Source organism: Nocardia huaxiensis (assembly GCF_013744875.1).
GTDB lineage: Bacteria > Actinomycetota > Actinomycetes > Mycobacteriales > Mycobacteriaceae > Nocardia > Nocardia huaxiensis.
Map to the genome: position 1 here is coordinate 505,554 of NZ_CP059399.1, position 25,304 is coordinate 530,857.

At 67.0% G+C, this 25,304-nt stretch carries 27 protein-coding genes and 3 tRNA genes; 16 read left to right on the top strand and 14 right to left on the bottom strand.

What is annotated here, in order from left to right:
* Positions 1 to 5: 5 nt before the first annotated feature.
* Positions 6 to 1,070: an alpha/beta hydrolase gene (locus tag H0264_RS02285; RefSeq protein ID WP_231083853.1), complete on the top strand. Its 1,065-nt coding sequence runs from the start codon at positions 6 to 8 to the stop codon at positions 1,068 to 1,070.
* On the opposite strand, the gene hisC is transcribed toward H0264_RS02285, so the two are convergent.
* On the bottom strand, positions 1,067 to 2,146 hold the full coding sequence (gene hisC / locus H0264_RS02290; protein ID WP_181582426.1) for a histidinol-phosphate transaminase: 1,080 nt from the start codon (positions 2,144 to 2,146) through the stop codon (positions 1,067 to 1,069). The two genes, H0264_RS02285 and hisC, sit on opposite strands and share 4 nt — an antisense overlap.
* 147 nt (positions 2,147 to 2,293) lie before the next feature.
* Between hisC and H0264_RS02295 the strand changes: the two genes are divergently transcribed.
* The 3 genes from H0264_RS02295 (at position 2,294) to H0264_RS02305 (ending at position 3,271) form a co-directional block, all read left to right on the top strand.
* Positions 2,294 to 2,983 (top strand): dienelactone hydrolase family protein, encoded by a 690-nt coding sequence (locus H0264_RS02295; RefSeq protein WP_181582427.1) that lies wholly within the window; start codon positions 2,294 to 2,296, stop codon positions 2,981 to 2,983.
* A gap of 87 nt (positions 2,984 to 3,070) precedes the next feature.
* A tRNA-Ser gene (locus H0264_RS02300) sits at positions 3,071 to 3,160 on the top strand.
* A 38-nt stretch (positions 3,161 to 3,198) separates the two neighbouring features.
* Positions 3,199 to 3,271 (top strand) — tRNA-Arg (locus H0264_RS02305).
* 98 nt (positions 3,272 to 3,369) lie between these two features.
* Here the strand turns inward: H0264_RS02305 and H0264_RS02310 are convergent.
* The 4 genes from H0264_RS02310 to H0264_RS02325 all read right to left on the bottom strand — a co-directional run bounded on the left by H0264_RS02310 (position 3,370) and on the right by H0264_RS02325 (position 6,593).
* Positions 3,370 to 4,080, bottom strand: a complete 711-nt coding sequence (locus H0264_RS02310; protein WP_231083854.1) for a maleylpyruvate isomerase family mycothiol-dependent enzyme — start codon at positions 4,078 to 4,080, stop codon at positions 3,370 to 3,372.
* Positions 4,081 to 4,106: 26 nt separating this feature from the next.
* The gene (locus H0264_RS02315; RefSeq protein WP_181582428.1) at positions 4,107 to 4,838 is read right to left on the bottom strand and encodes a DUF998 domain-containing protein; all 732 of its coding nucleotides are present in this window, start codon (positions 4,836 to 4,838) and stop codon (positions 4,107 to 4,109) included.
* A 138-nt stretch (positions 4,839 to 4,976) separates the two neighbouring features.
* Positions 4,977 to 5,396 carry a very short patch repair endonuclease gene (locus H0264_RS02320; RefSeq protein ID WP_181582429.1) on the bottom strand — a complete coding sequence of 140 codons (420 nt, stop codon included), beginning with the start codon at positions 5,394 to 5,396 and terminating at the stop codon, positions 4,977 to 4,979.
* Positions 5,397 to 5,450: 54 nt separating this feature from the next.
* Positions 5,451 to 6,593, bottom strand: coding sequence for a DNA cytosine methyltransferase (locus H0264_RS02325; RefSeq protein ID WP_181585233.1), 1,143 nt, complete (start codon positions 6,591 to 6,593; stop codon positions 5,451 to 5,453).
* A gap of 440 nt (positions 6,594 to 7,033) precedes the next feature.
* Here H0264_RS02325 and H0264_RS02330 point away from each other — a divergent pair, with 440 nt between their 5' ends.
* Positions 7,034 to 7,636: a putative glycolipid-binding domain-containing protein gene (locus tag H0264_RS02330; protein WP_276514528.1), complete on the top strand. Its 603-nt coding sequence runs from the start codon at positions 7,034 to 7,036 to the stop codon at positions 7,634 to 7,636.
* A gap of 11 nt (positions 7,637 to 7,647) precedes the next feature.
* Here H0264_RS02330 and H0264_RS02335 read toward each other — a convergent pair whose 3' ends face one another.
* Positions 7,648 to 8,598: a prephenate dehydrogenase gene (locus H0264_RS02335; protein WP_181582430.1), complete on the bottom strand. Its 951-nt coding sequence runs from the start codon at positions 8,596 to 8,598 to the stop codon at positions 7,648 to 7,650.
* A 58-nt stretch (positions 8,599 to 8,656) separates the two neighbouring features.
* On the opposite strand from H0264_RS02335, the gene H0264_RS02340 reads away from it, so the two are divergent.
* The 3 genes from H0264_RS02340 (at position 8,657) to H0264_RS02350 (ending at position 9,907) form a co-directional block, all read left to right on the top strand.
* Complete coding sequence (locus tag H0264_RS02340; RefSeq protein WP_181582431.1) at positions 8,657 to 9,196, top strand: tRNA adenosine deaminase-associated protein; 540 nt, start codon at positions 8,657 to 8,659, stop codon at positions 9,194 to 9,196.
* A 92-nt stretch (positions 9,197 to 9,288) separates the two neighbouring features.
* Positions 9,289 to 9,765 carry a nucleoside deaminase gene (locus tag H0264_RS02345; RefSeq protein WP_231083856.1) on the top strand — a complete coding sequence of 159 codons (477 nt, stop codon included), beginning with the start codon at positions 9,289 to 9,291 and terminating at the stop codon, positions 9,763 to 9,765.
* A 54-nt stretch (positions 9,766 to 9,819) separates the two neighbouring features.
* Positions 9,820 to 9,907, top strand: a tRNA-Ser gene (locus tag H0264_RS02350).
* Positions 9,908 to 9,962: 55 nt separating this feature from the next.
* On the opposite strand, the gene H0264_RS02355 is transcribed toward H0264_RS02350, so the two are convergent.
* The 3 genes from H0264_RS02355 to H0264_RS02365 form a co-directional block, all read right to left on the bottom strand.
* On the bottom strand, positions 9,963 to 10,202 hold the full coding sequence (locus H0264_RS02355) for a hypothetical protein (protein ID WP_181582432.1): 240 nt from the start codon (positions 10,200 to 10,202) through the stop codon (positions 9,963 to 9,965).
* 67 nt (positions 10,203 to 10,269) lie between these two features.
* Positions 10,270 to 10,461, bottom strand: coding sequence for an alpha/beta fold hydrolase (locus H0264_RS02360; RefSeq protein WP_181582433.1), 192 nt, complete (start codon positions 10,459 to 10,461; stop codon positions 10,270 to 10,272).
* Between the two features lie 98 nt (positions 10,462 to 10,559).
* The gene (locus H0264_RS02365) at positions 10,560 to 11,006 is read right to left on the bottom strand and encodes an alpha/beta fold hydrolase (RefSeq protein ID WP_181582434.1); all 447 of its coding nucleotides are present in this window, start codon (positions 11,004 to 11,006) and stop codon (positions 10,560 to 10,562) included.
* A gap of 242 nt (positions 11,007 to 11,248) precedes the next feature.
* Between H0264_RS02365 and H0264_RS02370 the strand changes: the two genes are divergently transcribed.
* Positions 11,249 to 11,764: a hypothetical protein gene (locus H0264_RS02370; RefSeq protein WP_181582435.1), complete on the top strand. Its 516-nt coding sequence runs from the start codon at positions 11,249 to 11,251 to the stop codon at positions 11,762 to 11,764.
* Between the two features lie 82 nt (positions 11,765 to 11,846).
* Positions 11,847 to 12,365: a hypothetical protein gene (locus tag H0264_RS02375; protein WP_231083858.1), complete on the top strand. Its 519-nt coding sequence runs from the start codon at positions 11,847 to 11,849 to the stop codon at positions 12,363 to 12,365.
* A 66-nt stretch (positions 12,366 to 12,431) separates the two neighbouring features.
* Here the strand turns inward: H0264_RS02375 and H0264_RS02380 are convergent, their stop codons facing one another.
* The gene (locus tag H0264_RS02380) at positions 12,432 to 14,735 is read right to left on the bottom strand and encodes an MMPL family transporter (protein WP_181582436.1); all 2,304 of its coding nucleotides are present in this window, start codon (positions 14,733 to 14,735) and stop codon (positions 12,432 to 12,434) included.
* 205 nt (positions 14,736 to 14,940) lie between these two features.
* Between H0264_RS02380 and H0264_RS02385 the strand changes: the two genes are divergently transcribed.
* From H0264_RS02385 to tgt, 5 genes are all read left to right on the top strand, one after another.
* The gene (locus H0264_RS02385) at positions 14,941 to 15,528 is read left to right on the top strand and encodes a TetR/AcrR family transcriptional regulator (RefSeq protein ID WP_181582437.1); all 588 of its coding nucleotides are present in this window, start codon (positions 14,941 to 14,943) and stop codon (positions 15,526 to 15,528) included.
* 38 nt (positions 15,529 to 15,566) lie between these two features.
* Positions 15,567 to 16,085, top strand: coding sequence for an RrF2 family transcriptional regulator (locus tag H0264_RS02390; protein ID WP_181582438.1), 519 nt, complete (start codon positions 15,567 to 15,569; stop codon positions 16,083 to 16,085).
* 154 nt (positions 16,086 to 16,239) lie between these two features.
* A complete protein-coding gene (locus H0264_RS02395) occupies positions 16,240 to 17,973 on the top strand; it encodes an ABC transporter ATP-binding protein (protein ID WP_181582439.1) in 1,734 nt (577 codons plus the stop codon).
* Complete coding sequence (locus tag H0264_RS02400; RefSeq protein ID WP_181582440.1) at positions 17,970 to 19,958, top strand: ABC transporter ATP-binding protein; 1,989 nt, start codon at positions 17,970 to 17,972, stop codon at positions 19,956 to 19,958. Before H0264_RS02395 ends, H0264_RS02400 begins: the two co-directional genes overlap by 4 nt.
* Before the next feature lie 33 nt (positions 19,959 to 19,991).
* The gene (gene tgt, locus H0264_RS02405; RefSeq protein WP_181582441.1) at positions 19,992 to 21,251 is read left to right on the top strand and encodes a tRNA guanosine(34) transglycosylase Tgt; all 1,260 of its coding nucleotides are present in this window, start codon (positions 19,992 to 19,994) and stop codon (positions 21,249 to 21,251) included.
* A gap of 22 nt (positions 21,252 to 21,273) precedes the next feature.
* Here the strand turns inward: tgt and H0264_RS02410 are convergent, their stop codons facing one another.
* Positions 21,274 to 22,056, bottom strand: coding sequence for a queuosine precursor transporter (locus H0264_RS02410; protein ID WP_181582442.1), 783 nt, complete (start codon positions 22,054 to 22,056; stop codon positions 21,274 to 21,276).
* Positions 22,057 to 22,105: 49 nt separating this feature from the next.
* Between H0264_RS02410 and H0264_RS02415 the strand changes: the two genes are divergently transcribed.
* On the top strand, positions 22,106 to 22,750 hold the full coding sequence (locus H0264_RS02415) for a DUF4190 domain-containing protein (RefSeq protein ID WP_181582443.1): 645 nt from the start codon (positions 22,106 to 22,108) through the stop codon (positions 22,748 to 22,750).
* Between the two features lie 67 nt (positions 22,751 to 22,817).
* Here H0264_RS02415 and H0264_RS02420 read toward each other — a convergent pair whose 3' ends face one another.
* From H0264_RS02420 to H0264_RS02430, 3 genes are all read right to left on the bottom strand, one after another.
* Entirely contained in the window at positions 22,818 to 23,639 is an 822-nt protein-coding gene (locus H0264_RS02420; RefSeq protein WP_181582444.1) for an RDD family protein, read from the bottom strand.
* Between the two features lie 61 nt (positions 23,640 to 23,700).
* Positions 23,701 to 24,633 carry a tRNA glutamyl-Q(34) synthetase GluQRS gene (gene gluQRS / locus H0264_RS02425; protein WP_181582445.1) on the bottom strand — a complete coding sequence of 311 codons (933 nt, stop codon included), beginning with the start codon at positions 24,631 to 24,633 and terminating at the stop codon, positions 23,701 to 23,703.
* 113 nt (positions 24,634 to 24,746) lie between these two features.
* Positions 24,747 to 25,241 carry a DUF309 domain-containing protein gene (locus H0264_RS02430; protein WP_181582446.1) on the bottom strand — a complete coding sequence of 165 codons (495 nt, stop codon included), beginning with the start codon at positions 25,239 to 25,241 and terminating at the stop codon, positions 24,747 to 24,749.
* Positions 25,242 to 25,304 lie beyond the last annotated feature (63 nt).

Sequence of the window (25,304 nt, forward strand, 5' to 3'; positions counted from 1 at the left end):
GCACCATGGCGGTCATGGTTCGCCGCCGTCGTACACGGCGTCGCCTGGCCGGCGCCCTGGCAAGTGCCGCACTGCTCCTCACGGGTGCGGCGATGATCGACCCGACCACCTCCCGCGCAGACCCGCCCATCGACTCCGGATCCAACGAGGAACCACCGCCCGAAGCGGACTCCGTCAAACCCACTCGGGCCGCCATCGCCCGCGTGCACACCCTCAGCGACCGGTTGCTGAACGTCTCCGTGCGTTCACCCGCCATGGAACGCACCGTCGACGTGCGCGTCCTGCTGCCCGAACGCCGCGACGGTCCCAGACCCACCGTCTACATGCTCGACGGCCGCGCCGCGCCACCCGACTCCAACGACTGGATCGACAAGGGCGACGCCCTCGCCTTCTTCGCCGACAAACCCGTGAACGTGGTCTTCCCCGTCGGCGGCCGGGCCGCCTACTACACGGACTGGCAGCGACCCGACCCCAAGCTCGGCACCAACCGCTGGGAAACCTTCCTCACTGAGGAACTCCCGCCACTGCTCGACGCCCGCTTCGCCGGAAACGGCGCCAACGCCCTCACCGGCGTCTCCATGGGCGCCGAGGCGGCCATGATGCTCGCCGCCCGCAAACCGGGCCTGTATCGCGCCGTGGGGGCGCACAGCGGCTGCTACGCAATGGGTTCCGACTTCGGTGAAGCGCAGGCGCGCGCCGTGGTCGGCAGCTACGGCGGCGACCCGGACAATATGTTCGGCCCCGAGAACGACCCCGAATGGACCGCCCACGACGTCCTCGCCAATGCGGAAGCCCTGCGCGGCACCGCGATCTACCTCTCCACCGGCAGCGGCCTCCCCGGCGAATACGACACCCCCGCCAACCCGGACTGGCAGGAAACCATCGCCGCCGGCGGGCCCATCGAAGCGGGCGCGAACCTCTGCACCCGCGACCTCGCGGTCCGCCTGGCGGAACTCGGCATCCCCGCGGCCGTCGAATTCCGGCCCACCGGAACGCATTCCTGGCCCTACTGGGCCGCCGAGCTACCGCGCTCCTGGCCGACGCTGGCATCGGCCCTGGGCGTCAGCTAGCCCACGAAGCGGGCGACCGTGGCGGGATCCGTGGCGAAGGCCAGGAACAGGTCGTTCTCGTGCGGGTCCCCGGCGGTGATCCGCACACCGTCGGTTCCGTAGGGCCGCACCAGGACTCCGGCCTCGGCGCTCGCCGCACCGAACGCCGCGCTCTGCTCGCCCAGCGGCAGCCAGACGAAGTTGGCGTGGCTGTCGGTCACCCGGTAACCGGCGGCGCGCAGCGCGGCCGCCATGCGGTCGCGTTCGGCCACAACGGCATTCGTGCGCTCCAGCAGTTCGTGCCGGGCCTCCAGCGAGGCGATGGCCGCCGCCTGCGCGACCTTGTTCACGCTGAACGGGATATGCACCTTCATGAGCGCGGTGATCACCTCGGGCGCGCCCACGGCGTAGCCGACGCGCAGCCCGGCCAGCCCGTACGCCTTCGAGAACGTGCGCAGCACAAGCACATTCGGCCGATTGCGGCCGAGCTCCACACCGTTGGGCGCATCGTCGGCGGGCATCCGCAGGTACTCGAAGTACGCCTCGTCCAGCACCACGAGCACATTCGCCGGCACCGCGTCCAGGAATCGGGTGATGGCCGCGGCCCCGTGCGCCGTCCCGGTCGGGTTGTTCGGATTGCAGACGAACACGACTCGCGTATTCGGCGTGACCGCCGCCGCCAAAGCGTCCAGATCGTGGGCGAATTCACCGTCGAGCGGCACCTGCACGGCCTTGGCCCCCGCGACCTGCGTCACGATCGGGTACGCCTCGAACGAGCGCCACGCGAACAGCACCTCGTCGGTCGGCGCGAGGCAGGTGATCTGCACCAGCTCCTGGCACAGCGCCACGCTGCCGCATCCGGCCGCCACATTCTCGACCGCGACGCCGTGGAATTCCGCGATGGCGGTACGCAATTCGAGCGCGGCGTTGTCCGGATACCGGTTGACCGTCTCGGCCGCCTCGGCGATGGCCTTGGCCACCGACGGCAGCGGCGGGAAGGTGGTCTCGTTGCTGGCCAGCTTCACCACGCCGGGTTGGCTGCGGCCGGCCACGTAGGCCGGGATGGCATCGAGGTCCGGGCGGATGTGCGCGCTCACCCCACCACCCTAATTCCCGGCGCAAACCCGATTGCCCGCCGGTGTCCGATGGCCGAATTCCGCTGCCCGATGCCGGAAGATCTACGGACTAACCGGTCCTTCGGAAAGATTTATCCCGACTTTACCTAGCGCAACTACTCTGGCCGTATGTCGGGCATTTATCGAGAACTGGCCCCTGTGCACGACACGACCACAGTCCCGCTCGTCGTGATCGAACCCGAAGGGCACACCCGCGGCGGCATCGTGGTGTTGCACGAATCACGTGAATTCACCGAGCCATTGCTGGATCTCATGCGATCCCTCGCCGAGGACGGCTGGACCGTCCTCGCCCCCGATCTCTTCCATCGTGCCAACGGGGTCGCGCCCGACAAGGTTTTCGGCGCCGACCTCTACGCCGATTTCGACGCCTGCTTCGACTGGCTCACCGGCCGCGGCGTCTTCGGCGACTGCATCGGCGTCCTCGGCTTCGACTCCGCGGGCACCGCGGCGGCGCTGGTGGCAACCAACCGGCGAGTCGGCGCGGCGGTCAGCGTCGCCGCCCAGGGCATCGAATCCGCGCTCACCCCACAGGCACTCGCGCTGGCCGTCGCCGCACCCCAGCTGAAAGCACCCTGGCTGGCCCTGTTCGGCGCCGACGACCCGCACACCCCACCCGAGCAGGTCGACCGCCTCCGCGACGCCGCCGCGCACGCCGACGTCGCCACCCTCGTCGTCACCTACCCGGGTCTGCACCACCGCCCCGACCATCCCGGCTTCGATCCGGCCGCCCTCGACGACATCCACGTGGTCGACGCTCAGACGAGGATCTTCGATTGGTTCGACAGTCACCTGCGCTGACCAGCCGTTTTGCCTATTGGACACACGCTGTGTAATCTTCTGTCCCGGCGGTTCGAAAGGACCGGCGCCCTCGAAAGAAGGCAACCAGGAGGCGTGCCAGAGCGGCCGAATGGGACTCACTGCTAATGAGTTGTCCCTTCACGGGGACCGGAGGTTCAAATCCTCTCGCCTCCGCCACTACCCGGCTCGCCGGGCAGTAAAAACTGAATGACCCTGCGCCCGTAGCTCAACGGATAGAGCATCTGACTACGGATCAGAAGGTTGGGAGTTCGAGTCTCTCCGGGCGCGCAAGAATCAGCCCCGCACCATCGGTGCGGGGCTGATTTGTTGTCGGGACATCGCTTGTCCGGCGAACCGTGCCCCGGCGGTGGTCGCCCCGCCCAGGGCTACTTCCAGGCGGTCAGGTCCGGAAGGTCGCCGGTCAGATCGTTGCCGGGGGAGCGGCCGATGAGCCAGGCGGCCAGCGACGCCGCAGGGCCGGTGATGGTGGTGACCGGGGTGCCCGCCGTTGCGGTGAACCCGGTGTCCGTGGCCGCCACCGTGAAACCCGGACCGGTGAGCGTGGCGCGATCGGAAACAGCCTCGGCCAGAAGACGTTCGGTGAACTCCGCCGGCCATTGCGCGGGGGCGTAACCGGTATCCAGGTCGGTGTGGTGGATTTCCACCTCGAGCAGACGCATCCACGGGATGCGGGTCGCGGGGATCTCCAGGCCCTTTCGATTGCGGACGCTCGTTTCCCAGCGCTCCTCCGGCATCACCCGGGCCAGCGCCAGCCAGCGCTCCGAGGCCGCGGTGAGATCCTCCAGCTGCTCCCGATGCGGGCGCGGCGCACCGGCCTCGATATCGGCCTCCCGCAGGAATTGGCTTGCGTACTGCGGGGTTTCGATCCCGGTGCGAGCCCACAGCAGCAGGTTGACCAGGCTGTCGGCATTGCGGGACAGATGGGCCAGGACGTGGCCGCGTGTCCAGCCGGGCAGGAGGGACGGTTCGACGAGGTCCTCGTCGCGCAGCTCGGCGACCGTGTCGAGGAGGCGTGTGGTCGCCGCGGCGACAATGTCGAGCTGCGTGTGGATCCCGGTGGATGCGTCGCTGGTCACGAATGCGACATTACCGAGCCGAAACGTCAGACGTCGGATGATGTGGCTCGGGCCGAATGTCGTTCGGCCACAAAGATTTGCACCGCCAGCGCGAGCAGCCACAGCGACATGGCCCCGACCTGGATGCGCTGCGCGATCCCCAGACCGTAATTGCCGGGCAGATTGTCGGCGATCAGCATCCAGGCCGTCACCAGCGAACCGATGATCAGAATCCACAATCCGGAATGCCGCAGGATCGGCCAGCGCCGGTACTTGAACGCCGCCACCGTGAACGCCACCATCGCGATGAAGATCGAGAACACCGCCAGCGTGCTGGTCAGCGCGTGCACCTGATGCAGCTGCGGAAAAAGCCCGGAGTTCTGCGCGGGCGCGTTCGGATCGGCCTCCTTCAACGGCCAGTTCGCATCCGCGATGGTCGCCGCCCCGAAGCAGGCCAGCGCCGTCCACGCGATGGTCGAATACCGCCGCCGCGAGAACAGCAGCAGCCCGCCGATCCCCGCCACGAACAGCAGTGCGCCGCACAGTGTGTCGCCGGTGACGAACACCCGGCGATACGGTGCGCCGGTCTCGGCGAGCTGGCTGAGGAAGGTGTCCGTGGGATCACTGTCGATGGGCAGCACGAACTCCAGCACCCACGAGGAGTAGACGATCCCGGCCACCGCGATCAGCAGGGCGACCCCGAGCCGAAGCCGGTGCCGCGTCCGCGACACCGCAGGTTGATCCAGCACTGCCGCCGTACCCCGCTCGGACGCCGCCATCCTGTGCTCGCTTTCGCCGGCCTCGCTCACTCCTATGACCTGCCCGGACCCCAAGGATCGGACTGGTCGGACGTCCGAGCCCCACCCATTGTCGCGCATCGGGCGAACCGGACGCCGCAGCCGGCCTGCGCGCGCCGATCAGTCGCGGCGCGGCAATGCTCTCAGGACGGTCTCCGCGGCCGCCTCGGCCTTTTCGTGCTCCCACACGCGCACCACCGTCCACCCGGCCGCCACCAACCGCGCATCGGTATCGCGGTCACGTGCCACATTCCCGGCCAGCTTGGCCGCCCACCACTCGGCGTTGTTCTTCGGATGCGTGGCGTGCTCCGGGCAGCTGTGCCAGAAGCACCCGTCCACATACACCGCAACCTTCTTGCGCGGGAACACGATGTCGGCCCGCCGCCGCAACCCCGCCAGCGGAGCCCGATCCACGAAGAACCGCGCTCCACGCCGATGCAGTTCGCTGCGCAACGCGATCTCCGGCTTGGTGCCCACCCGCCGCTGCCGCGCCATCCGCGCACTCGTCGCGGCGTCCGTGCTCGGGCGTCGGGAACTCATCGCGGCCGTCCAGTGCGATCCATGCCGGCTCCTGTCGGGTGCTGCGCGGAGCGGTCAGGCCGCCTCGCGCGGGAATCCTCCCATTCGATCCAGGTGCGTTTCCACATCGTCGAGGAAACCCTCCGGGAAACGGAGGGAGCCCATGCGGGTGCGGCGCAGGAAGCCGGCGGTGGCGCGGGCGGAGAGCAGACGGGAGTCGTCGAGGAACCAGCGCAGATCCTCGTAGGGCGCGTGAACGGGCCAGGTGGACACCGGGACTCGGTGCACCACGCCGTCGCGACCCCAGGCGGCGGTGGGCCAGCTGCGGCGCGTGTGCGATTCGCCTTCGGGGAAGTCGGCGTCGGTGGGGTCGGCGAGACGGGAACCGGCCCAGGCCGCCATGCGCACGCTCACCGCGTTGCCGACCAGCTTCCAGCGGTGGCCGGGGCGGATGCCGGGGACGGCGAGCGCCGGTGCGGTCCAATCGCGGTCGAAGCCCTGCAGGCGTTCGGCGTCGGTGATGCCGGGGGTGACGATCTCGCCGGAGGGCAGGCGCACCGCGGGCGGGCTCGCAATGCCAAGGCCCGAACCGCCTTTCAGCGTCGGGACGGCGTTCACGGCCCAGCCGAGGCCGCGGGTGCCCTCGGTCCAGTAGAAGCCGCACGGGTCCTGCGCGGGATCGCCGACCGTGCGCTCCCCGGCGTCCGCGCCGAACAGCACCGGGCGCGGGTCCTCGGTGCGCGAGGCCAGCATGAGCACCCGCTCGCGCCGCTGCGGCAGCCCGAACGCGCGCGCGTCCACCACCCGGTACGCCCAGAGATAGCCGAGCTCCTCCAGCGCGGCGGTGATGTGCCGCATGGCCGCCCCGCCGCCCAGCTGCAGCATGAACGGCACATTCTCGATCAACAGCCAGCGCGGGCCGCGTTTGCGCCGGACGAGGCGGAACACCTCGTCCACCAATCCCGAACGCGCCCCGGTGATTCCGGCGGTGCGCCCGGCCTGCGACAGGTCCTGGCAGGGGAATCCGGCGGCCACCAGTTCGGTCCCGGCGGGCAGCGACCGCAGTCGCGTCACATCCGAATGCAGCTCGACCCCGGGGAAATGCGCACCCAGCACGGCCTGCGCCCCCGTGTCGATCTCGCACAGCAGTTCACTGCGCCACCCGTGCGCGGCCAGCCCGAGCTCCAGTCCGCCGATGCCGGCGAACAGGCCGACCATCCGCGCGCCCGTCACAGCTGTCCTTTCACCGAATCCCCAACCGCCTCGGAGGAGGTTACTCGAGTCCGCGCGAGGAGATCGGGATCCACACCGCCCGCCACGCCCGCCGTGATCGCGCGCCTGGCGTGTCTCCGCAGGTCAGCGACGCGACCAGGTTATCGAATCAGCCTGCCCGAGAGCCGAATTCCACACGGTCGGCCACCACTTCCGACCGACTGGTCGGGCCGCCGCCGTCGAATTCTCCGCCCGCGCGCGCCGCCTGTGCGGTCCGGATCCCGGCCTGAGTGCACACTTTCGCGGCGGTTTCCGCCATCCGGCAGATTTTCGTTCGTTTGTGTGCACTGCGGCCGGGGGCCCACCACCCCCGCCCACGTGAGATCGCCGACCCCATTCGCCGCGCATTCGCGAGCCGCGCAGTTCCTGCACGTACGGTATTAGGCGTGACGGAGAGCGGGAGCGAGGACGTGAAGCCGGTCGCGCCGAAATGGCCGGCGATACTGACCTGGCGCGCGCACAATGCGTCCCGCATGGAGTCGGCGCGAGTCGTGCTCGGCGGGAACCGGATTCGCGCCGCCGGTCGCATCGTCGCCGGCGCCTGCGAGGACCACCCCGCCTTCAGCGCCTCCTACGACCTGGTCACCGACGAGAACGGCGTCACCCGCCGCCTGTCCCTGCGCAGCACCGTCGCCGGCGGCGAACGCCACGCCTCCATCGCCCGCGACGAGGAGAACTACTGGCTCATCGACGCGGGCGGCACGCACGTCCGCTCCACCTTCGGCGGGGCGCTGGACGTCGACGTGGTGCTGAGCCCGTTCTTCAACACCCTGCCCATCCGCCGCTACGGTCTGGCGCACGCCAACGAGGACGTGCAGGTGCCGGTGGTCTACGTGCGGCTGCCCGACCTCCTGGTGCAGGAGGCCAGCATCATCTACAGCAGCGGAGCCGACGGCATCCACGTGCTCTCGCCGGTCTCCAGCGCCACCGTCACCGTCGACGACGACGGCTTCGTCCTCGACTATCCCGGTCTCGCGGAACGCATCTGACGGTCGCGGCGTCAGTCCAGGGACTTCACGACTCCGCCGCGTCGCCCGGCCTCGGCCAGCTGCGCCAGCCAATCATGGTCGCCGGGGCGGATTCCCGTGATGGCCCACCGCTGGTTGTCGTCGTAGTCGACCCGCGCGGCGTGCCCGGCTTCGACCAGATCGGCAATGGTCCCGTTCGCCCGCAGCGAGTCGCGTGCCTCGCCGAGCACCCGCAGCGTGTCCTCCAGCACCTCGAGCAGCGCGGCCGCGTTCGGTTCGCAGATGGCGCGCACGAGATCCGGCGCGGTCGCGGCCACCCTGGTTCCGTCCCGGAACGACCCGGCCGCCAGCCCCAGCGCGAGATTCCCGCCCGCCGCCCCTTCGACGGCCAGCGCCTCGGCCAGTACATGCGGCAGGTGCGAGATTCGCGCGACCGCCCGATCGTGCTCGGCGTTCAGCACCGGAACCACGACTGCCCCGCAGTCCAGGGCCAGCCGCGCGACCCGCGTCCACGGCTCGGCTCGCACCCCCTCGTCCACGCTCAATGCCCAGGCCGCGCCGCTGAACAGGTCGGGTGTGGATGCGGCCCAGCCGGATTCGCTGGTCCCCGCCATCGGATGCCCGCCCACGAAATGCTTGCCCAGCTCGTGCCGGTGCACGAGTTCGGCCACCGGCGCCTTCACGCTCACCACATCGGTGAGCTGGCAGTCCGGCGCGAAGGACCGGATATCGGACAGGATCGTCCCCAGCGCCGGCATGGGCACGCCGATCACGATCAGCGCATCCCGTTCCGCGGCCCGCCGCAGGACCTCTTCGCTATCGCTGATCACGTCGTAGCCGTCGGCGCGCGCGGCCTTCGCACCGATCTCCGACCGGTTGTATCCCCACGCCCGATACCCCGCCCCAGCTGCGGCGCGTAGCACCGAGCCGCCGATCAATCCGGTACCGAGGACACACACAGCTGGTTTCGGATGGCCCGTCATTCGACCAGATTCGCATACGAGTTCAACATTTCCCCCGAAGCGGACTACCGTTGCGCCCATGGCAGCACAACGCTCGAGCACGAACAGGGCGGCGTCGGACGAATACGACGACGTGGAAGGGTTCGCCGTGGCGGTTGTCCGCGAAGAAGCCAACTGGAAAGTGACGCCGCTGACGTCGGCGGCACTGCACAGTCTGTCCGCGGCAGAGAACGAGTTGCGCGCTCTGCGAAGTTCCGGCGCGACCTTCGGTCTGCTCGACGTCGACGACGAATTCTTCATCATCCTGCGCCCCGGCCCCACCGGCAGCCGCATCCTGCTGTCGGACGCCACCGCCGCCATCGACTACGACATCGCCGCGGACGTCCTCGAGGAACTGAACATCGAGATCCCCGACATCGACCCGGACGAACTCGACGAGGTCGACCCGTGGGAGGAGGGCGATCTCGGCGTCCTCGCCGACCTCGGCCTCCCCGAACCGGTCCTGGCCGTCATCCTCGCCGAAACCGACCTCTACCCCGACGAACAGCTCGGCATGATCGCCCAGCGCCTCGGCTTCGCCAACGAATTCTCCGCCACCCTGGACAAACTCCCCCGCTGAGTGACCATCCACGGCCGCACCACCGCCCGCATCACCCACCCGGTGTTGCGGGCGGCGTCCGTTCCCCCGCCCCCGCCCGAAAGCGCCTCCCCATGAGCCTCGGCGAATCCGCCCTGCACGCCGACGAGGAGATGATCCGCGCGGCCATCGCAGCCGCATCCCTCGCCGACCCCCGCGATGTCCCCGTAGGCGCAGTGGTTTTCGACCGCGAAGGCCGCGAACTGGCCCGAGCCGCCAACGCCCGCGAAGCCCTCGGCGACCCCACGGCTCACGCCGAAGTCCTGGCCCTCCGCCAAGCCGCCCACGTCCACGGCGACGGCTGGCGCCTGGAAGGCGCAACCCTGGCGGTAACCCTCGAGCCGTGCACCATGTGCGCCGGCGCCATAGTCCTGTCCCGAGTAGACAAAATCATCTTCGGCGCCTGGGAGCCGAAAACCGGTGCGGTCGGTTCCCTCTGGGACGTGGTCCGTGACCGACGTCTCAACCACCGCCCCCAAGTCCGAGCCGGCGTCCTCGAATCCGAATGTGCCGCACTCCTGGACGTTTTCTTCAAATCCCAACGCTCCTGAGCCCCTCTCCAGGCGATTTCGGTTTCCTCGGTCCCGTCCGGTAAAGTCACCACCGGTGGCGTGTCCGAGCGGCCTAAGGAGCACGCCTCGAAAGCGTGTGAGGGGTAACCCCCCTCCGAGGGTTCAAATCCCTCCGCCACCGCTGCAAAGCCCCTCATCTGTTCCCACAGATGAGGGGCTTTTTTCTGTGCCCGATCTCAGCGGTGCAGCCTCGGATCGAACTTCTCCGGGAACCGGAACAGGATCGGAATCCCCGGCCCGATGGTGATCGCGGCGCTGCTTTCCGAGTCGGACAGATAGGCGACCTTCGTTTCCCGGAGCCGAAGTGCCTCCCGCACCGCCCGCATCACGTCCAATGCCCCCTGGACGGTGGTGTTTATGACCCGAGCGTCGTAGACGATCTGCGCACCCACTGACCCGTCAGAGTTTGCTGTCATACAAAGATTGTGCGCTATCAGACAATTTGCGGGTTGTTGAATTTCGGTGTTCCGAGGCGAGCGTGGATCACGCCGGCAGCCCGTCGAGGAATTGCCGCAGCAGCGGATCGGTCAGTTCCGGTGCCGTGAGCGTCGGTGTGTGGAAAGCCCTTGGCGCGTCGGTGGTTTCAACCCGCGCGGGCCCACCGAAGCGCGTCGCGAGCGCCTCCTGGTGCGCGCGGTCGTACACGGGATCGTGAATCCCGTGCATGACCAGCACCGGCGCGGTGATATCCGCGAGTTGGTCCTCGATGCCCTTGCGGTCTATCAGTGCCCGCCCGGCGAGTCCGGGGTGACGTCGGCCAGAGGTTCCGGCGGTCAGCCATTATCGAGCCAGTACCGGCGGGGTTCCGGATCAGGGCGGATCGTCGAGGAGGCAATCGGCACCGCGACATGTTCGAGAGGGTTGTCACCCTGAATCCAGCCGTCCATGATGACCGCTTCGTAGCCGATCCGATCATAGGAGTCGTAGGGGTCGGCGCGGGAGCCGACGATCACGAGTCCCCGCACTCGAGAGGGTTGCTGCAGTGCCATGCGCATCGCCGTCCACCCGCCGGAGAAGTGCCCGGCGATCGCGATTCGATCCAGCCCGAGATGGTCGATGACGGCCCACGCATCGTCGGCGAGCCTCCAGTAGTCGAACGGCGTCCCCGGATCTCCGTGTGCCCGTGCCCACGCGAGTCGAGGCGATGACCCGATGCTCCGGCGCCAGCGACTCGTGCTGCAACCCCCACATCTCCGAGTCCATGGTCGCGCCTCGCGCATCTCCGAGGTATGAGTCGAACCATAACGGGAACATGTTCTAGTTTATTGGGACGCTGCTGAATAGGGCTGGCCCCCAACCTATTCGAACTCGATCTGCTCAATGTACGATCCGATTGGATTCGATGTGTAAGTACCGCAACGCATTTGGGGGATTTGTGGCTAAGTCTACGCGAGAACAAGCGGCTGGACCGGAGCTCGGCTTTCAACGCCTCGATCGGTACACCGCCGCATTCGACTGGGTCGTGGAATCCGTCGAAACCGGTCACTACCTCGAAGCGGTCGCGGTCTTGGATTCCTTGCTCGGCGATCGTTTGACCAGCCGCTACAGCTACGTCCGACGTGAGGACTCCTCCGAACTGCCTGCGGTGGGGCAGCTGTGCGATCGACTTCTCAATGGGTACAAGACGAAGGAAAACCCTCACCTCGAGAATGACCCGCGGTTCCGAGCGATCATCGAAGAAATTCAGAAGTGGTCTGCGACCCGCAACCAGGCGATGCATCAGACCGCGAAGATCCTCGCCAACAGTTCCGCGCATGTCAGGTTCATCGAGATCCTCGAGGAGCATCGTCAGACCGCATTGGATGGGGTCTCGTTGCTACGTCGGCTCGATGAGCTGGATACCCAGGTCCGGTTCGAAGCCGGAAAGCGGCCGGGCACATGGCCGGACGCATTCTTTCCGGAGAGGAGTTCCACCCGGCGATCTGATATCGCATGGCTGAACCGGATGCCTGCGGCGAGCACCACTTCGCAGGTCTGACGGCCCGGCTGACGACTCGCTGTGCTAGAAGAGGAATCAGATTGTGAATCCTGTTGTACAGCAGCTACTTACCCTTGCTGCTGTGATCCTGGGTGCCGGGTCGACGTTTGTTGCGACCATGATGACCGAGCGCGCGAAATGGCGGCGCAGCCACGACACCCGTTGGGACGAAAAGCGTTTGGCTGCATACAGCGAGTACGCGAACGCGTTGAAGCAGTGCATGGATCTATCGTTTCGTCTGGCAGCTGCGCGCGGATACCCTGCCGTCGCCCTCCCGATCGACATCGACGCGGGGTTGCGAGCTCTGGCTGAAGCCGAAACCGAGAAGACCGTCAAATGGGAGGCTCTTCTTCTGCTCGGCTCCCCGCAGGCCGTCGCATCCGCTCGCGAGTGGAACCGGGCCGCTTGGGAGCTCGGCTGGGCAGCCAAAGGCCACACCATGGAGCATTCGGAATACACGCGTCTGTATGCGGAGACGGGTCGGCGTCGAAATGCCTTTTATGAGGCTGCCCGTGCGGACCTGGGTGTCACGAGCGGCGAGCTGCCGCCCGGTGATCGGCCCTGGCAGCTACCGGGAACGAGTGCATCTCCCGCTGAATAAGCTCGGCCCCCACACGAATCGAGTGGGGGCCGAGCCTATTCGGTTGTCCTGCCTGGGTTTCGGGGGTCAGCCCACCGAGACCGGTTCCTTGGTGAGTTCGACTGCGGGCTTTTGCTGGAGCTCGCGGAGTTTCGCGCCTTCCACGTCGATGTCGGGGAGGATGCGGTCGAGCCACTTCGGCATCCACCAGGCCCACTTGCCCATGAGGACGAGGAGGGAGGGGATGAGGACCATGCGGACGATGAAGGCGTCGAAGAGGACGCCTGCTGCCAGGGCGAAGCCGAAGGACTTGGCGGTGGCGTCGGATTCCAGGATGAAGGAGCCGAAGACGGAGATCATGATGATCGCGGCGGAGGTCACGACGCGGGCGCCGTGGTGGTAGCCGGTGATCATGGCTTCCTTGGGGGACTTGCCGTGCACGAATTCTTCGCGCATGCGGGTCACCAGGAAGACCTGGTAGTCCATGGCGAGGCCGAAGACCAAGCCGATCAACATGATCGGGAGGAAGCTGACCAGCGGGTGCGGGTCGGCGATCAGGCCGAGGGCGCCTTCCTGGAAGATCAGGACCGTCGCGCCGAAGGTGGCCGCCATGGAGAGCAGGAAGCCGAGGGCGGCGGTCAGCGGGACCAGGATCGAGCGGAAGACCAGGATCAGCAGCAGGAAGGCCGCGCCGGCGACGAGCGCCAGGTAGGGCACGATCTTGCTGAGCAGGACGTGGTCGACATCGGCGTAGATGGCGGTGGTGCCGGTGATGCCGTACGCCATGCCGGGGTAATCGGAGGCCAGGCCGCTTTCGGCGTCGCGGGCCTCGCTCACCAGATCCTTGGTGTCCTGGTTGTTGGGGCCGAACTTCGGGACCGCGTTGAGCATGGCGCCCTTGCCGTCCTTGCTGAACTGCGGCGCGGTCACGTAATCCATGCCCGAGTAGCCCTCGAGCTTCTTGCGCAGGGCGTTGGCCGCGTTCTCGCGGTCGGCCGGTGCGACGTCGGCGAGATCGGCGACCACCATGAGCACGCCGTTGCTGCCCTCACCGAAGCCTTCGGTGCGGATGTCGTACGCCTTGCGCACGGTGGAGTGCGTGGGCAGGCTGTCGTCGCCCGGCAGGCCCAGTTGCAGGCCGGCGGCGGGTGCGGCGAGCAGGCCGAGCACGACCACGCTGATGCCCAGCGTGAGCGCCGGAGCCTTGCCGATCAGCCGCGCGAAGCGGGTGCCGTTGGACACCGAGGTGTCGTCGGACGGGTCGTGCTTGGCGACCAGCGGCAGCTTCGGCTTGAACAGGAAGCGGCCGAACGCGCCCATCAGCGCCGGCATCAGCGTGATGGCGGTGAGCACCGCGAACGCGGCCGCGATGGCGCCGCCGAGACCCATGAACGTCATGAACTCGACGCCGACCACGCTGAGCGCACCCAGCGCGATGATCACGGTCAGGCCGGCGAACACGACCGCCGAACCCGCGGTGCCGAGCGCCACGCCGGCGGCTTCCTCGGGTGAATCCTGAACGGCCAGTTCGGATTTGTAGCGGGACACGATGAACAGCGCGTAGTCGATGGACAGCGCGATGCCGATCATCGAGGCGAGGAAGGTGGTGAAGCTCGGAACCTCGATGAACGAGGTGCCGACGAAGATCAGCGAGCTGGCCGCGCCGAGCCCGATGATGGCGGTGAAGATCGGCACGAAGGAGGCCACGATCGCGCCGAAGGCGACCATCATGACCACGAGCGCCACGGCCATGCCGATCATCTCGGACTTGCCGCTGGGCTGCTCCTGCTTCTGCGCGATGGAGCCGCTCATCTCGACGGTCAGCCCGGCGTCCCGCGCGACCTGGGCCGCGTTGTAGGCGGCGTCGCGGTTCTCGTCGGTGACATCGTTGAACGAGGGAATCGTGAACGGCACATTGAGCACCGCGACGGTATCGGGCGAGGTCTTGCCCAGCACGTTCAGCGGAGCCGAGGTGCACTTGGAGACATCGCGATCCGTCCCGAGGCAGCCCATCTCCTCGGTCGCGGTGACCGGGTTCTGCAGCGGCTTGTCGTGATTGACGATGTCGAGCGCGCCGACCTTGTCGATGAGCGCGTTGATGGCGTCGACGTTGGCCTTGTCGGTGAGCTTCTGGCCAGCGGGCGCCTGAATGACGTAGGTGCCGGTCACGGCCTCGAATTTGAAGGCTTCCGAGGCGCCGGGGAAGTGCTTGTCGAGGATGTCGTTGGCGCGGGCCGAGGGCAGCTCGGGCATGCTGAAGTCATTGCTCATCGGCTCCTTCAGCGCGGTTCCCAGGCCGCCCAGCACCAGGAACAGCAGGAGCCAGACGGGCAGGACTATCCATTTGCGGCGGAACGCGAATTTGCCCCACCGGTAGAGGTATACGGACACGAGGGGTTCTCCTGGCGATGGATGTTCTGAAACTCAAGGGTGTGAACGCGTAGGCAGCTCTGCCGCGGGAGCCCTGCATGCTCCCCGCCTCCACGAATTTCTGCCTACCGTGCGGTAGGTAGACTACCGAGCCGGGAAGTGGAGGAACAACCTCGATTTAAGTGGTGTTGATCGCTTCCTCAGGAGGTGGTGAGAGGATGACCCAATGACCGGCCGAGCAGCCCAAGGAGCAGTTGTCGCAGGTAGAAGCACCAAAGACGCGATCAGAGAGGCTGCTATCCAGCTGTTTTCGGCCAAGGGCTTCGAACAGAGCAGCCTGCGCGAGGTCGCCGATGCGGTGGGAATCACAAAAGCGTCGCTCTACTATCACTACGCCTCGAAGGTCGACCTACTGGTCGCCATCATCGAACCGATCTTCGACGACATGCGCGCACTGGTCGACAGCCTCGACGGCCGCGAGCACACCCCGGATGCCGTCCGCGCGGTGCTGACCGCGCATCTGGAGGCGGGCCTGCACCACCGCGCCGCCGGCGTGCTGTGCATGCGCGACACCGTCGCCATCGTGAATGCCCTGGGCAACAACCGCTATCCGGACATGCTCGACATGCACCGCCGCATGTGCGAATGGCTCGCCGGCCCCGGCGCGGACGAGGAGCGCAAACTGCGCGCGGCCGCCGCCATGCAGGTGCTCAGCGTCGCCCTCACCTCACAGGAGCACATGCCCGACACGTCCCCGGAGGTGATCGAGCGTGTCCTGTTGAATGCCGCGCTCGGAGTGCTCGATCCGGAGTGATAGAAATTGTGAACCGATAGACCGGGAGAGGCGGGACAGTGCACATCACCGCGAAAGTCGATTACGCGGTGCGCACGCTGGTCGAAATCGCCAAGGCGCAACCGGATTCGGTGAAGGCCGACGCGATCGTCGCCGCCCAGGACATTCCGCCGAAGGTGCTGGAGTCCGTCGTCGCGGATCTGCGCAAGGGCGGATTGGTCACCAGCCGCCGCGGTCCGGACGGCGGTTACCGGCTGGCCCGTCCGGCCGCCGACATCAGCATCGCGAATGTGATTCGCGCCGTGGAGGGTCCGCTGGCGTCGGTGCGCGGGCAGCGTCCGGAGGATGTGCACTACGGCGGCGCGGCCGAACCTCTGCAGCGGGTGTGGATCGGCCTGCGCGTGAATATCCGTTCGGTGCTGGAGCGGGTGTCCGTGGCCGATATCGCGCACGATCTGCTGCCGTCGTTCCTGGATGAGCTGCTGCACGATCCGGACGCGTGGACTCGCCGCCCGAATTCGGCCGCTCGCGATATCGCCACCGAGTGGCAGGACCTGGACCGCCCGGACATTCGCTGACCTTTGGGTTTCTCCTCAGGATTCCTGAGATTTCGGCCGTCCGGCCGACCATGATCGTTTGAAGTCAGTATGTTTCATATCGTGCCCGGGGCCGGGCACACGCCCGGAAAAGTTCGGGCTCGCCGCAAACGATCGAGGGTAGCCTTCGAACATCATGCTGATCAGACTGCTTCGCACTTTCCTGGCGCCCTATCGCGCCCAGCTGGCGGGTGTCCTCGTGCTACAGCTGGTCTCGGTCATCGCCATGCTCTATCTCCCCAGCCTCAATGCCGACATCATCGACGACGGCGTCACCAAGGGCGATATCGGCTACATCTGGACCGCCGGCCTGTGGATGCTGGCCGTGACCATCGTGCAGATCGTCGCCCAGGGCGCCTCGGTGTACCTGGGCGCACAGGCCGCCATGAGCGCCGGCCGCGACATGCGCGCCGCCCTGCTGCACCGCGTCGGCACCTTCTCCGATCGTGAGGTGGGCGTGTTCGGCGCACCCTCGCTGATCACCCGCAGCAGCAATGACGTCAACCAGGTGCAGCTGCTCATGGTCATGAGCGCCACCATTCTGGTGATGGCCCCGATCATGTGCGTCGGCGGCATCATCATGTCGGTCCGCGAGAACCTCGGCCTGTCCTGGGTGCTGCTGGTCGCCGTCCCGGCGCTGGCGCTCACCATGACGCTGATCATCAGCCGCATGGTGCCCGGCTTCCGCCGCATGCAGACCCGCATCGACTCGGTGAATCGCGTTCTGCGCGAACAGATCACGGGCATCCGAGTGGTTCGCGCGTTCGTGCGGGAACGGCAGGAGACCTGGCGTTTCGGCATCGCCAACCGCGAGCTCACCGAGGCGTCGCTGTATGTCGGCCGGTACATGGCGCTCATGTTCCCGGCGGTCATGCTGATCTCGAACGTCACCACGGTGGCCGTGATCTGGTTCGGCGGCCACGCCATCGACCGCGGCGAGATGCAGATCGGCGCGCTCACCGCGCTGCTGTCCTACATCATGCAGATCCTGATGGCCGTCATGATGGCCTCGTTCCTGGCCATGATGGCCCCGCGCGCCGCGGTGTCGGCCGAGCGCATCGGCGCGGTGCTGGACACCGAATCCTCGGTGCAGCCGCCGCGCCTGCCGCAGCCCTTCCAGGGTGATCCGGCCGTGGTCGACTTCCAGTTCGCGGAATTCAGATTCCCGGGCGCGGAAAAGCCGGTGCTGCGCGGGATTCGGTTCCGCGCCGAACCGGGTACGACCACCGCTGTCGTGGGTGCGACCGGCGCCGGCAAGACCACGCTGATCAATCTGATTCCCCGCCTGATCGATGTCACCGACGGCTCGATCACCGTGGGCGGCACCGATGTTCGCCACCTCGACCTGGAACTGCTGCGCGAGCAGATCGGCCTGGTGCCGCAGAAGGCGTACCTGTTCTCCGGCACCGTGGCCTCGAACCTGCGCTACGGCAAACCGGACGCCACCGACGAGGAACTGTGGCACGCGCTGGAGATCGCGCAGGCCGCGGACTTCGTGCGGGACATGCCGCAGGGCCTGGAAACCCCTGTCGCACAGGGCGGTACGACGGTGTCCGGCGGTCAGCGCCAGCGCCTGGCCATCGCCCGCGCACTGGTGCGCAAACCGCGCATCTACCTGTTCGACGACTGCTTCTCCGCTCTCGACGTCGCCACCGACGCCCGGGTGCGCGACGCCCTGCGGCCGGAGACTCGTGAGGCCGCTGTAATCACTGTGGCGCAGCGCATTTCGACGGTCCGCGACGCGGATCAGATTCTCGTGCTGGAGGACGGCGCGATCGTCGGGCTCGGCACGCACGACCAATTGCTCAGGGACTGCTCCGAATACCGCGAGATCGTGGAATCGCAGCTCAGCGCGGAGGAGGTTCGATGAGGCCCGGAGCACCGAATCCCGGCGCGCCGGATGCCAAGGCGAAGTCCTTCGGCCCGTCACTGAAGCGGCTGCTACGCCGACTCGCGCCCGAGAAGTTCTATCTCACAATCATTTTCGTGCTCGCCGCCACCTCGGTGGTGCTGAACACGCTGGGCCCGCAGGTGCTCGGCCGGGCCACCAACCTCATCTTCGACGGTGTGGTCGGCAAGCAGCTGGGCCAGGACCTGCCGCCGGGCGTCCCGCCGCCGAGCAAGGACCAGGTGGTGGAGGCGGCTCGGGCGTCGGGCAACGACACCTTCGCCGACATGCTCGCCAGCATGCACGTGATTCCCGGTGTGGGCGTGGACTTCACGGCCGTCGGCCACGTGCTCGCGCTGGTTCTCGCACTGTATGTCGGCGCCTCGGTGTTCGGCTGGTTCGAAGCCTTCCTGCTCAATATCGTCATCCAGCGCACGGTCAAGCGCCTGCGCGACGAGATCGAGGAGAAACTGCACCGGCTGCCGCTGAGCTACTTCGACTCGCAGGCGCGCGGCGACGTGCTCTCCCGCGTCACCAACGACGTCGACAATATGGCGCAGTCGTTGTCGCAGACCATGTCCCAGCTGCTGATCTCGGTGATGACCGTGATCGGTGTGCTCGCCATGATGTTCTGGATCTCGCCGCTGCTGGCGCTGATCGCGCTGCTCACCGTGCCGCTGGCGATCATCGTGACCGCGCAGATCGCCAAGCGCTCCAAGCCGCACTTCGTGGATCAGTGGAAGTACACCGGCGCGGTCAACGCGCAGGTGGAGGAGGCGTTCACCGGGCACGAGGTGGTCACCGCCTTCGGCCGGGTGCGCGAGGTCGGCGAGAAATTCGACGAGACCAACGAGAAGCTGTATCAGGCGTCGTTCAAATCGCAGTTCATCTCCGGCCTGATCATGCCCGCCATCATGTTCCTCGGGAACCTGAACTACGTGCTCATCGCCGTGGTCGGCGGTCTGCGGGTGGCGAGCGGGCAGCTGTCGCTGGGTGAGGTGCAGGCGTTCATCCAGTACTCGCGCGGTTTCACCCAGCCGCTCACCCAGATCGGGTCGATGATCAACCTGCTGCAGTCGGGCGTGGCCTCGGCCGAACGCATCTTCGAGATCCTGGACGCGGACGAGCAGATCCCGGATCCGGCCGAGGAGGATGCGCGGCCGATCACGCGCGGCCGGGTCGCCTTCGAGGACGTGTCCTTCCGCTACGAACCCGAGACGCCGGTCATCGAGAAGCTGTCGCTGGTCGCCGAACCCGGGCACGTGGTGGCCATCGTCGGGCCGACGGGTGCGGGCAAGACCACGCTGGTCAACCTGCTCATGCGGTTCTACGAGGTGGACGACGGCGCGATCACCATCGACGACGTGGACATCACGCGGATCAGCCGCGATCAGCTGCGCTCGCGCATGGGCATGGTGTTGCAGGACACCTGGCTGTTCGGCGGGACCATCCGGGAGAACATCGCGTACGGCAATCCGAACGCCGACGAGGAAGACATCCTCGAGGCCGCGCGGGCCGCCTACGTCGACCGGTTCGTGCACGCACTGCCGCACGGCTACGAGACCGTCATCGACGAGGAGGGTTCCGGCGTCAGCGCGGGCGAGAAGCAGCTCATCACCATCGCGCGCGCGTTCCTGGCCAAGCCGTCCATCCTCATCCTGGACGAGGCCACCAGCTCGGTCGACACCCGCACCGAACTGCTGGTGCAGCACGCCATGGCGGCGCTGCGCCGCGACCGCACGAGTTTCGTCATCGCACACCGTCTTTCGACGATCCGCGATGCCGACACCATCGTGGTCATGGAGAAGGGCAAGATCGTTGAGCAGGGCACCCACGACCAACTGCTGAAGGACCGCGGCGCCTACTACAAGCTCTACAACGCCCAGTTCTCCGCGGCGATCACCGACGGCGAGGGCGAGGGTCTCGATCTGCCCGACCCCGACGCGGTATCCCTCGGCAAGAGCTAGGCCCTCACAACGCCCGGGTGCCGTCCTGAGAGGATGGGAGTCGTGTCTGCGTCTTCCGAGTTCTCGTTCAAGGTCGGTACCCGGCTGGAGGGTCGGCACGGTCGCACCGGGGTGATCAGCACCCCGCACGGCGACATCGCCACCCCCGCGTTCATTCCGGTCGGTACCAAGGCCACGGTCAAGGCCGTACTGCCGGAGACCATGAAAGAACTCGGCTCGCAGGCGCTGCTGGCCAACGCCTACCACCTGTACCTGCAGCCCGGCCCCGACATCGTGGACGAGGGCGGCGGCCTGGCGCAGTTCATGAACTGGCACGGCCCCACCTTCACCGACAGCGGCGGCTTCCAGGTCATGTCGCTGGGCGTCGGCTTCAGGAAGGTCCTCGCCATGGAGGCCGTCGGCGTGCAGAGCGACGATGTGATTGCCAAGGGCAAGGAGCGTCTCGCGCACGTCGACGACGACGGCGTCACCTTCCGCTCCCACCTGGACGGCTCGAAGCACCGCTTCACCCCCGAGGTGTCCATGGGCATCCAGCATCAGCTGGGCGCGGACGTCATGTTCGCCTTCGACGAGCTCACCACTCTGATGAATACCCGTGGCTACCAAGAGGAGTCGCTGGAGCGCACGCGGCTTTGGGCCAAGCGCTGCCTGGACGAGCACGAGCGGCTCACCGCGGCGCGCAGCCACCGCCCGTATCAGGCGCTGTTCGGTGTCATCCAGGGCGCGCAGTACGAAGACCTGCGCCGCAAGGCCTGTCGTGATCTGGAAGCGCTACGCGGCGACGGCGGAACGGATTTCGACGGTTACGGCATCGGCGGCGCACTGGAGAAGCACAATCTCGGCACCATCGTCGGCTGGTGCTGTGACGAACTGCCGGAGCACAAACCCCGCCACATGCTCGGAATCAGTGAGCCCGAGGACGTTTTCACGGCGGTGGAGAATGGCGCGGACACCTTCGATTGCGTGAACCCGTCCCGCGTGGCCCGCAATGCCGCGCTCTACGTCGACGAGGGCCGGTTCAATATCAATACCGCTCGTTTCAAGCGCGATTTCACGCCCATCGACGCAACCTGCGACTGCTACACCTGCAAGAACTACACCCGCGCGTACATCCATCACCTGTTCAAGGCGAAGGAAATGCTGGCGGCCACCCTGTGCACGATTCACAACGAGCGTTTCACCGTGCGCCTGGTGGACCGCATTCGCGAAAGCATCGACGGCGGATATTTCGACGACTACAAGCGCGATTTCCTGGGCGGCTGGAAGGGCCGCATCAAAGCCCCGAATCTCTGACTTCGAGTGCGGCCCAACAGCTTTAGCTCTTCAGCGCCGGCGTCTCGACCGGCGCGTAGCTGGGCTCGTTCCGCTTCAGGAACCCGATCACCCAGTAGGTGATGGGCAGCACCAGCACCTCCGCGAGGGTCTTCCATACGAAGCCCACGATCAGGTAGTTGAAGAACGCGCCCCACGTGGTGATCCCGATGGCCCCGGCGGCGATGGCGCAGAAGATCAGCGTGTCGCCGAATTCGCCCACCACGGTGGACCCGATGAGCCGGGCCCACAGGTGCTTCTCGCGGGTGCGCTCCTTGATTGCCACCAGCGTCGCGGAGTTCAGCATCTCGCCCACGAAGTACCCGGCCAGCCCCGCGATCACGAGCCGCCAGGTGGTGCCGAGCACCGCGCTGAACGCCTCCTGGTTCGGATAGAACGTCGCCGGCGGCAGTTCGATCGCGATCCAGAAGCAGCCGAGCATGAGCAGCAGGATGCCGAAGCCCATGTAGATGGCCCGCCGCGCGGCCTTGAAGCCGTACACCTCGCTGAGCACGTCGCCGATGATGTAGGCGAGCGGGAACAGGAAGAACGCTCCGTCGAGGGAGAGCGGAAGGATCTCGACCGGGCCGAGTTTCACCGGGTTCTCGGCGAACGAGGTGAAGAACTGAACGCCTTTGGTGGCGCAGATGTTCGAGATGATCAGAACTGCCGTGAACAGAACCACGACCGGTGTGTAATAACCCCCCGCCGCCTTCGCGAATGCCGCGTGTTCGGAAGCGGGGCGTCCAGTGTCGGCGGTCTCCGCCGGAGATAGTGCATCACTCACGAATGAAACAGGATACCGGTAGCCCTGCCTGGTGGAATAGGCTGGGCAAATGACGAATCCCGGTGATTCCGACGAGTGGTGGAAGCAGTACAGCGGTGAAGGCGTGTCGCCGGATTCGCCATCTTCCGGTTCGGCGCCGCAGCAGCCCGCACCGCCACCCGCCGGTTACTCTTCCGCTCCGAATCTTCAAAAGCCACAGTCGAATCCGCCGTCGCAGCCGCAGTACGGCCAGCAGTCGGACCCCTACGGCCAGCAGCCGTACGGGCAGTCGTCCTCCCCGTCGAATCCGGCCGCCGCGTATCCGCCGCCCGCGCCGGCCCCGGCGCCCTACGGGTATTCGTCCGGCGGCTATCAGCAGCCCGCCGCAGGGGGTTATCAGCAGCCGTATCCGGGTGCCTCCGGCTACCAGCCCTACGGTTACCCGCAGCAGACGATGGGCACCAACGGCCTGGCCATCGCCTCGCTGGTGACCTCGCTGATCGGTCTGCTGTCGGTGTTCTTCTGCCTGTTCATCCCGATCATCTCGGTGGTGGGCCTGATTCTCGGTGTCATCGGCTGGAATCAGACCAAGACGTCCGGGCAGGACGGCAAGGGCATGGCGCTGGCCGGTCTGTGGGTCGGCGTGGCCGGTGTGGTGATCTCGGTTGGTTTCTGGCTGCTGGTGGCGGTCGGCGTGTCGTCGGGTTCGTACTAGCTACTGCCGCGCCAACGAAAAAGCGGGTGCGCATCCGGTTGGATGCGCACCCGCTTTCGTGCTGTCTCTAGCCCTTGACGACCTGGGTGCCGCCGGCGAGCTTGTCGTGCCAACCCTGCTTGTTCGGGTCCTGCTCGATGGTGACGGCGATGTAGATCGCCAGACCGATGGTCACCAGGGAGCCGAGGCACGGGATGATGCTGGCCAGCAGCCACGCATTGCGCATGAACGCGGTCCGGGGGTCGGGGTTACCGCCACCGGGCGCCACGACGCGCAGGTTGAGCAGCTTCTTGCCGAGGGTCGCGCCCTGCGAGGACTCCAGGAACACGAAGTAGCCCACCCACAGGCCGAAGCCGAGCAGCGAGGTGACGAAGCTGGCGCCGATCCCGTTGCCGATCACGGCCGTGATCGCGAGATTGATGATGAAGATGACGATGCCCGCGATGACTGCGTCGATGACGCGGGCGCCGAGGCGGATCCACACATCGGCCGGGAACGCGCCGCCACCGAATCCCGGTGCGCCGTAACCCGGCTGGCCGTACGGCTGCTGCGGCTGACCGTACTGCGGCGGCTGCCCGTAGGGCTGCTGGCCGTACTGCGGCTGCTGCTGCGCGTACGGATCGGACTGCGGCTGACCGTAACCCGGCTGCTGGCCGTAACCGGGCTGCTGCTGACCGTAGCCCGGCTGCTGCTGGCCGTAGGGGTCCGACTTCTGGCCGTAAGGGTCGGGCTGCTGACCGTAGGGCTGCTGCCCGTACTGCGGCGGCTGCTGCTGCGCGTACGGATCCGACTGCTGACCGTAGGGCTGCTGCCCGTACGGCTGGTTCGACGGGTACGGCTGTCCGCCGCCCTGCGGATACTGGTTGGGGTCGTACCCACCGCTTGTCATTAGTTGCCGTCCTCGTTCGAGTTCGTTGGGGGTCTCTAGTCGAGTGCGTACGTTACGGACATCACGTGGGTTGCAACAACCCGTCCGGATCGAGTCTCCAAGGTTCTCTCGGAAGGTTTTCCGGGCGGAAATCCGCTGTCAACTGTGCCGGATCGGTGACGGCGGCGAATCCGAGTGATCGGGCGAGTATTCCGAGTATGTGTTCGGGGGTTTCGCCGAGGGCGAGACGGTCGCGCAGGGTGACCGCGCCGTCGCGTTTGGCCAGCCGCTGCCCGGCGGTATTGAGGACCAGTGGCACATGTGCGTACTGCGGCACGGGCAGGCCGAGCAGGGTGGCCAGGTAGGCCTGGCGTGGGGTGGAGGGCAGCAGGTCGTCACCGCGCACCACCTGGTCGACGCCCTGCTCGGCGTCGTCGACCACCACGGTGAGGTTGTAGGCGGGGATGCCGTCGCCGCGGCGCAGCACCAGATCGTCGACGGCGCCGCGGTAGGGGCCGTGCAGGTCGTCGGTGACCTCGAATTCGGTGACGGCGGCGCGCAATCGGAGTGCGGCGGGCCGTCCTTCGGCGCGGCGGGCGGCGCGTGCGCTGTCGGTGAGGTCGCGGCAGGTGCCCGGGTACGCGCCCATGGGTCCGTGTGGCGCGGTGGCGGCCTGCTGGATTTCCCTTCGCGTGCAGAAGCATTCGTAGGTGAGCCCGGCGGCCGTGAGCCGTTCGATGGCCTCTTCATATAGGGGGAGGCGTTCGGATTGCCGTGCCACGGGCGGATCCCAGTCCAGTCCGATGGCCGCGAGATCTTCCAGTTGCCGTTCGGCCGCGCCGGTTTTCACACGGTCGAGGTCGTCGATGCGCATCAGGAACCCGCGTCCGGTGCTGCGGGCGAACAGCCAGGCGAGCAGTGCGGTGCGCAGATTGCCCAGGTGCAGGTCTCCCGACGGGCTGGGCGCGTACCGCCCGTTTCCGGGTTGCTGGGGTCGCGGGGCGTCGGTGGGCATGGCCCGTCCATCGTAGGCAGGGGGTCTACGTTCGCATCCTTCGCACCGCCGCCGGTCCTTCGCAATATTGCGGGCGCACACAAAGAGTGTGGGTCACCAGTGGTTGTGCGTATTCAGTGAATGCGCAGGCCGGGACGGAGTTCGGCCGGGTCGATGGGCTTTTCCGCGGCCAGTGCGGCGAGCAGCCGGTCCGCGTGTGCGATCAAACCGGGCCCGTCGATGTCGTAGGGGATGGGGTCGGTGGCCTCGATCCGGTGCTTCGCTCGCTCCAGCAGGGTGCGCGCGCCCTTCGGATTGCCACGTTGAATGTGGGTCAGCCCAACGGCGAACTGTGCGAGACCCTGCCACAGCATCCGTTCGGCGAATGGGCCGTTCTTCCATGCGGCCTCCAGGACTTCGTGAGCGTTGAAGGCCAGGCCGTCGTCGAGCAGCCGCTGGGCATAGTCGAGGGTCTCTTCGGGCGGGAGGTCCAGATCGTCGGGAATGCGGGGAACGCCGGCACTGCCGAATGGGAGGGGTCGTCCAAACCGGTCACGAGGTCGGGCATTCCGGGCACGCCCGGCGTCGTCTCGGTCCCGTTCGAGATCGTTCTGCGCGTGCTCGGCCATGCCCTCCATGATCCCCGATGCCGTCCGGGGCCCGTGGGCGACGGGATCGCTAGGAGTTGCGCT

Coding starts and splice junctions, on each gene's coding strand:
- H0264_RS02340 (WP_181582431.1), top strand. CDS start 8,657: ATGGCAGCACAACGCTCGAGCACGAACAGGGCGGCGTCGGACGAATAC.
- tgt (WP_181582441.1), top strand. CDS start 19,992: ATGGGAGTCGTGTCTGCGTCTTCCGAGTTCTCGTTCAAGGTCGGTACC.
- H0264_RS02385 (WP_181582437.1), top strand. CDS start 14,941: ATGACCGGCCGAGCAGCCCAAGGAGCAGTTGTCGCAGGTAGAAGCACC.
- H0264_RS02315 (WP_181582428.1), bottom strand. CDS start 4,838: ATGGCGGCGTCCGAGCGGGGTACGGCGGCAGTGCTGGATCAACCTGCG.
- H0264_RS02420 (WP_181582444.1), bottom strand. CDS start 23,639: ATGACAAGCGGTGGGTACGACCCCAACCAGTATCCGCAGGGCGGCGGA.
- gluQRS (WP_181582445.1), bottom strand. CDS start 24,633: ATGCCCACCGACGCCCCGCGACCCCAGCAACCCGGAAACGGGCGGTAC.
- H0264_RS02415 (WP_181582443.1), top strand. CDS start 22,106: ATGACGAATCCCGGTGATTCCGACGAGTGGTGGAAGCAGTACAGCGGT.
- H0264_RS02345 (WP_231083856.1), top strand. CDS start 9,289: ATGAGCCTCGGCGAATCCGCCCTGCACGCCGACGAGGAGATGATCCGC.
- H0264_RS02395 (WP_181582439.1), top strand. CDS start 16,240: ATGCTGATCAGACTGCTTCGCACTTTCCTGGCGCCCTATCGCGCCCAG.
- H0264_RS02430 (WP_181582446.1), bottom strand. CDS start 25,241: ATGGCCGAGCACGCGCAGAACGATCTCGAACGGGACCGAGACGACGCC.
- H0264_RS02335 (WP_181582430.1), bottom strand. CDS start 8,598: ATGACGGGCCATCCGAAACCAGCTGTGTGTGTCCTCGGTACCGGATTG.
- H0264_RS02325 (WP_181585233.1), bottom strand. CDS start 6,593: ATGGTCGGCCTGTTCGCCGGCATCGGCGGACTGGAGCTCGGGCTGGCC.
- H0264_RS02365 (WP_181582434.1), bottom strand. CDS start 11,006: ATGCGCGAGGCGCGACCATGGACTCGGAGATGTGGGGGTTGCAGCACG.
- H0264_RS02400 (WP_181582440.1), top strand. CDS start 17,970: ATGAGGCCCGGAGCACCGAATCCCGGCGCGCCGGATGCCAAGGCGAAG.
- H0264_RS02285 (WP_231083853.1), top strand. CDS start 6: ATGGCGGTCATGGTTCGCCGCCGTCGTACACGGCGTCGCCTGGCCGGC.
- H0264_RS02355 (WP_181582432.1), bottom strand. CDS start 10,202: ATGACAGCAAACTCTGACGGGTCAGTGGGTGCGCAGATCGTCTACGAC.
- H0264_RS02295 (WP_181582427.1), top strand. CDS start 2,294: ATGTCGGGCATTTATCGAGAACTGGCCCCTGTGCACGACACGACCACA.
- H0264_RS02320 (WP_181582429.1), bottom strand. CDS start 5,396: ATGAGTTCCCGACGCCCGAGCACGGACGCCGCGACGAGTGCGCGGATG.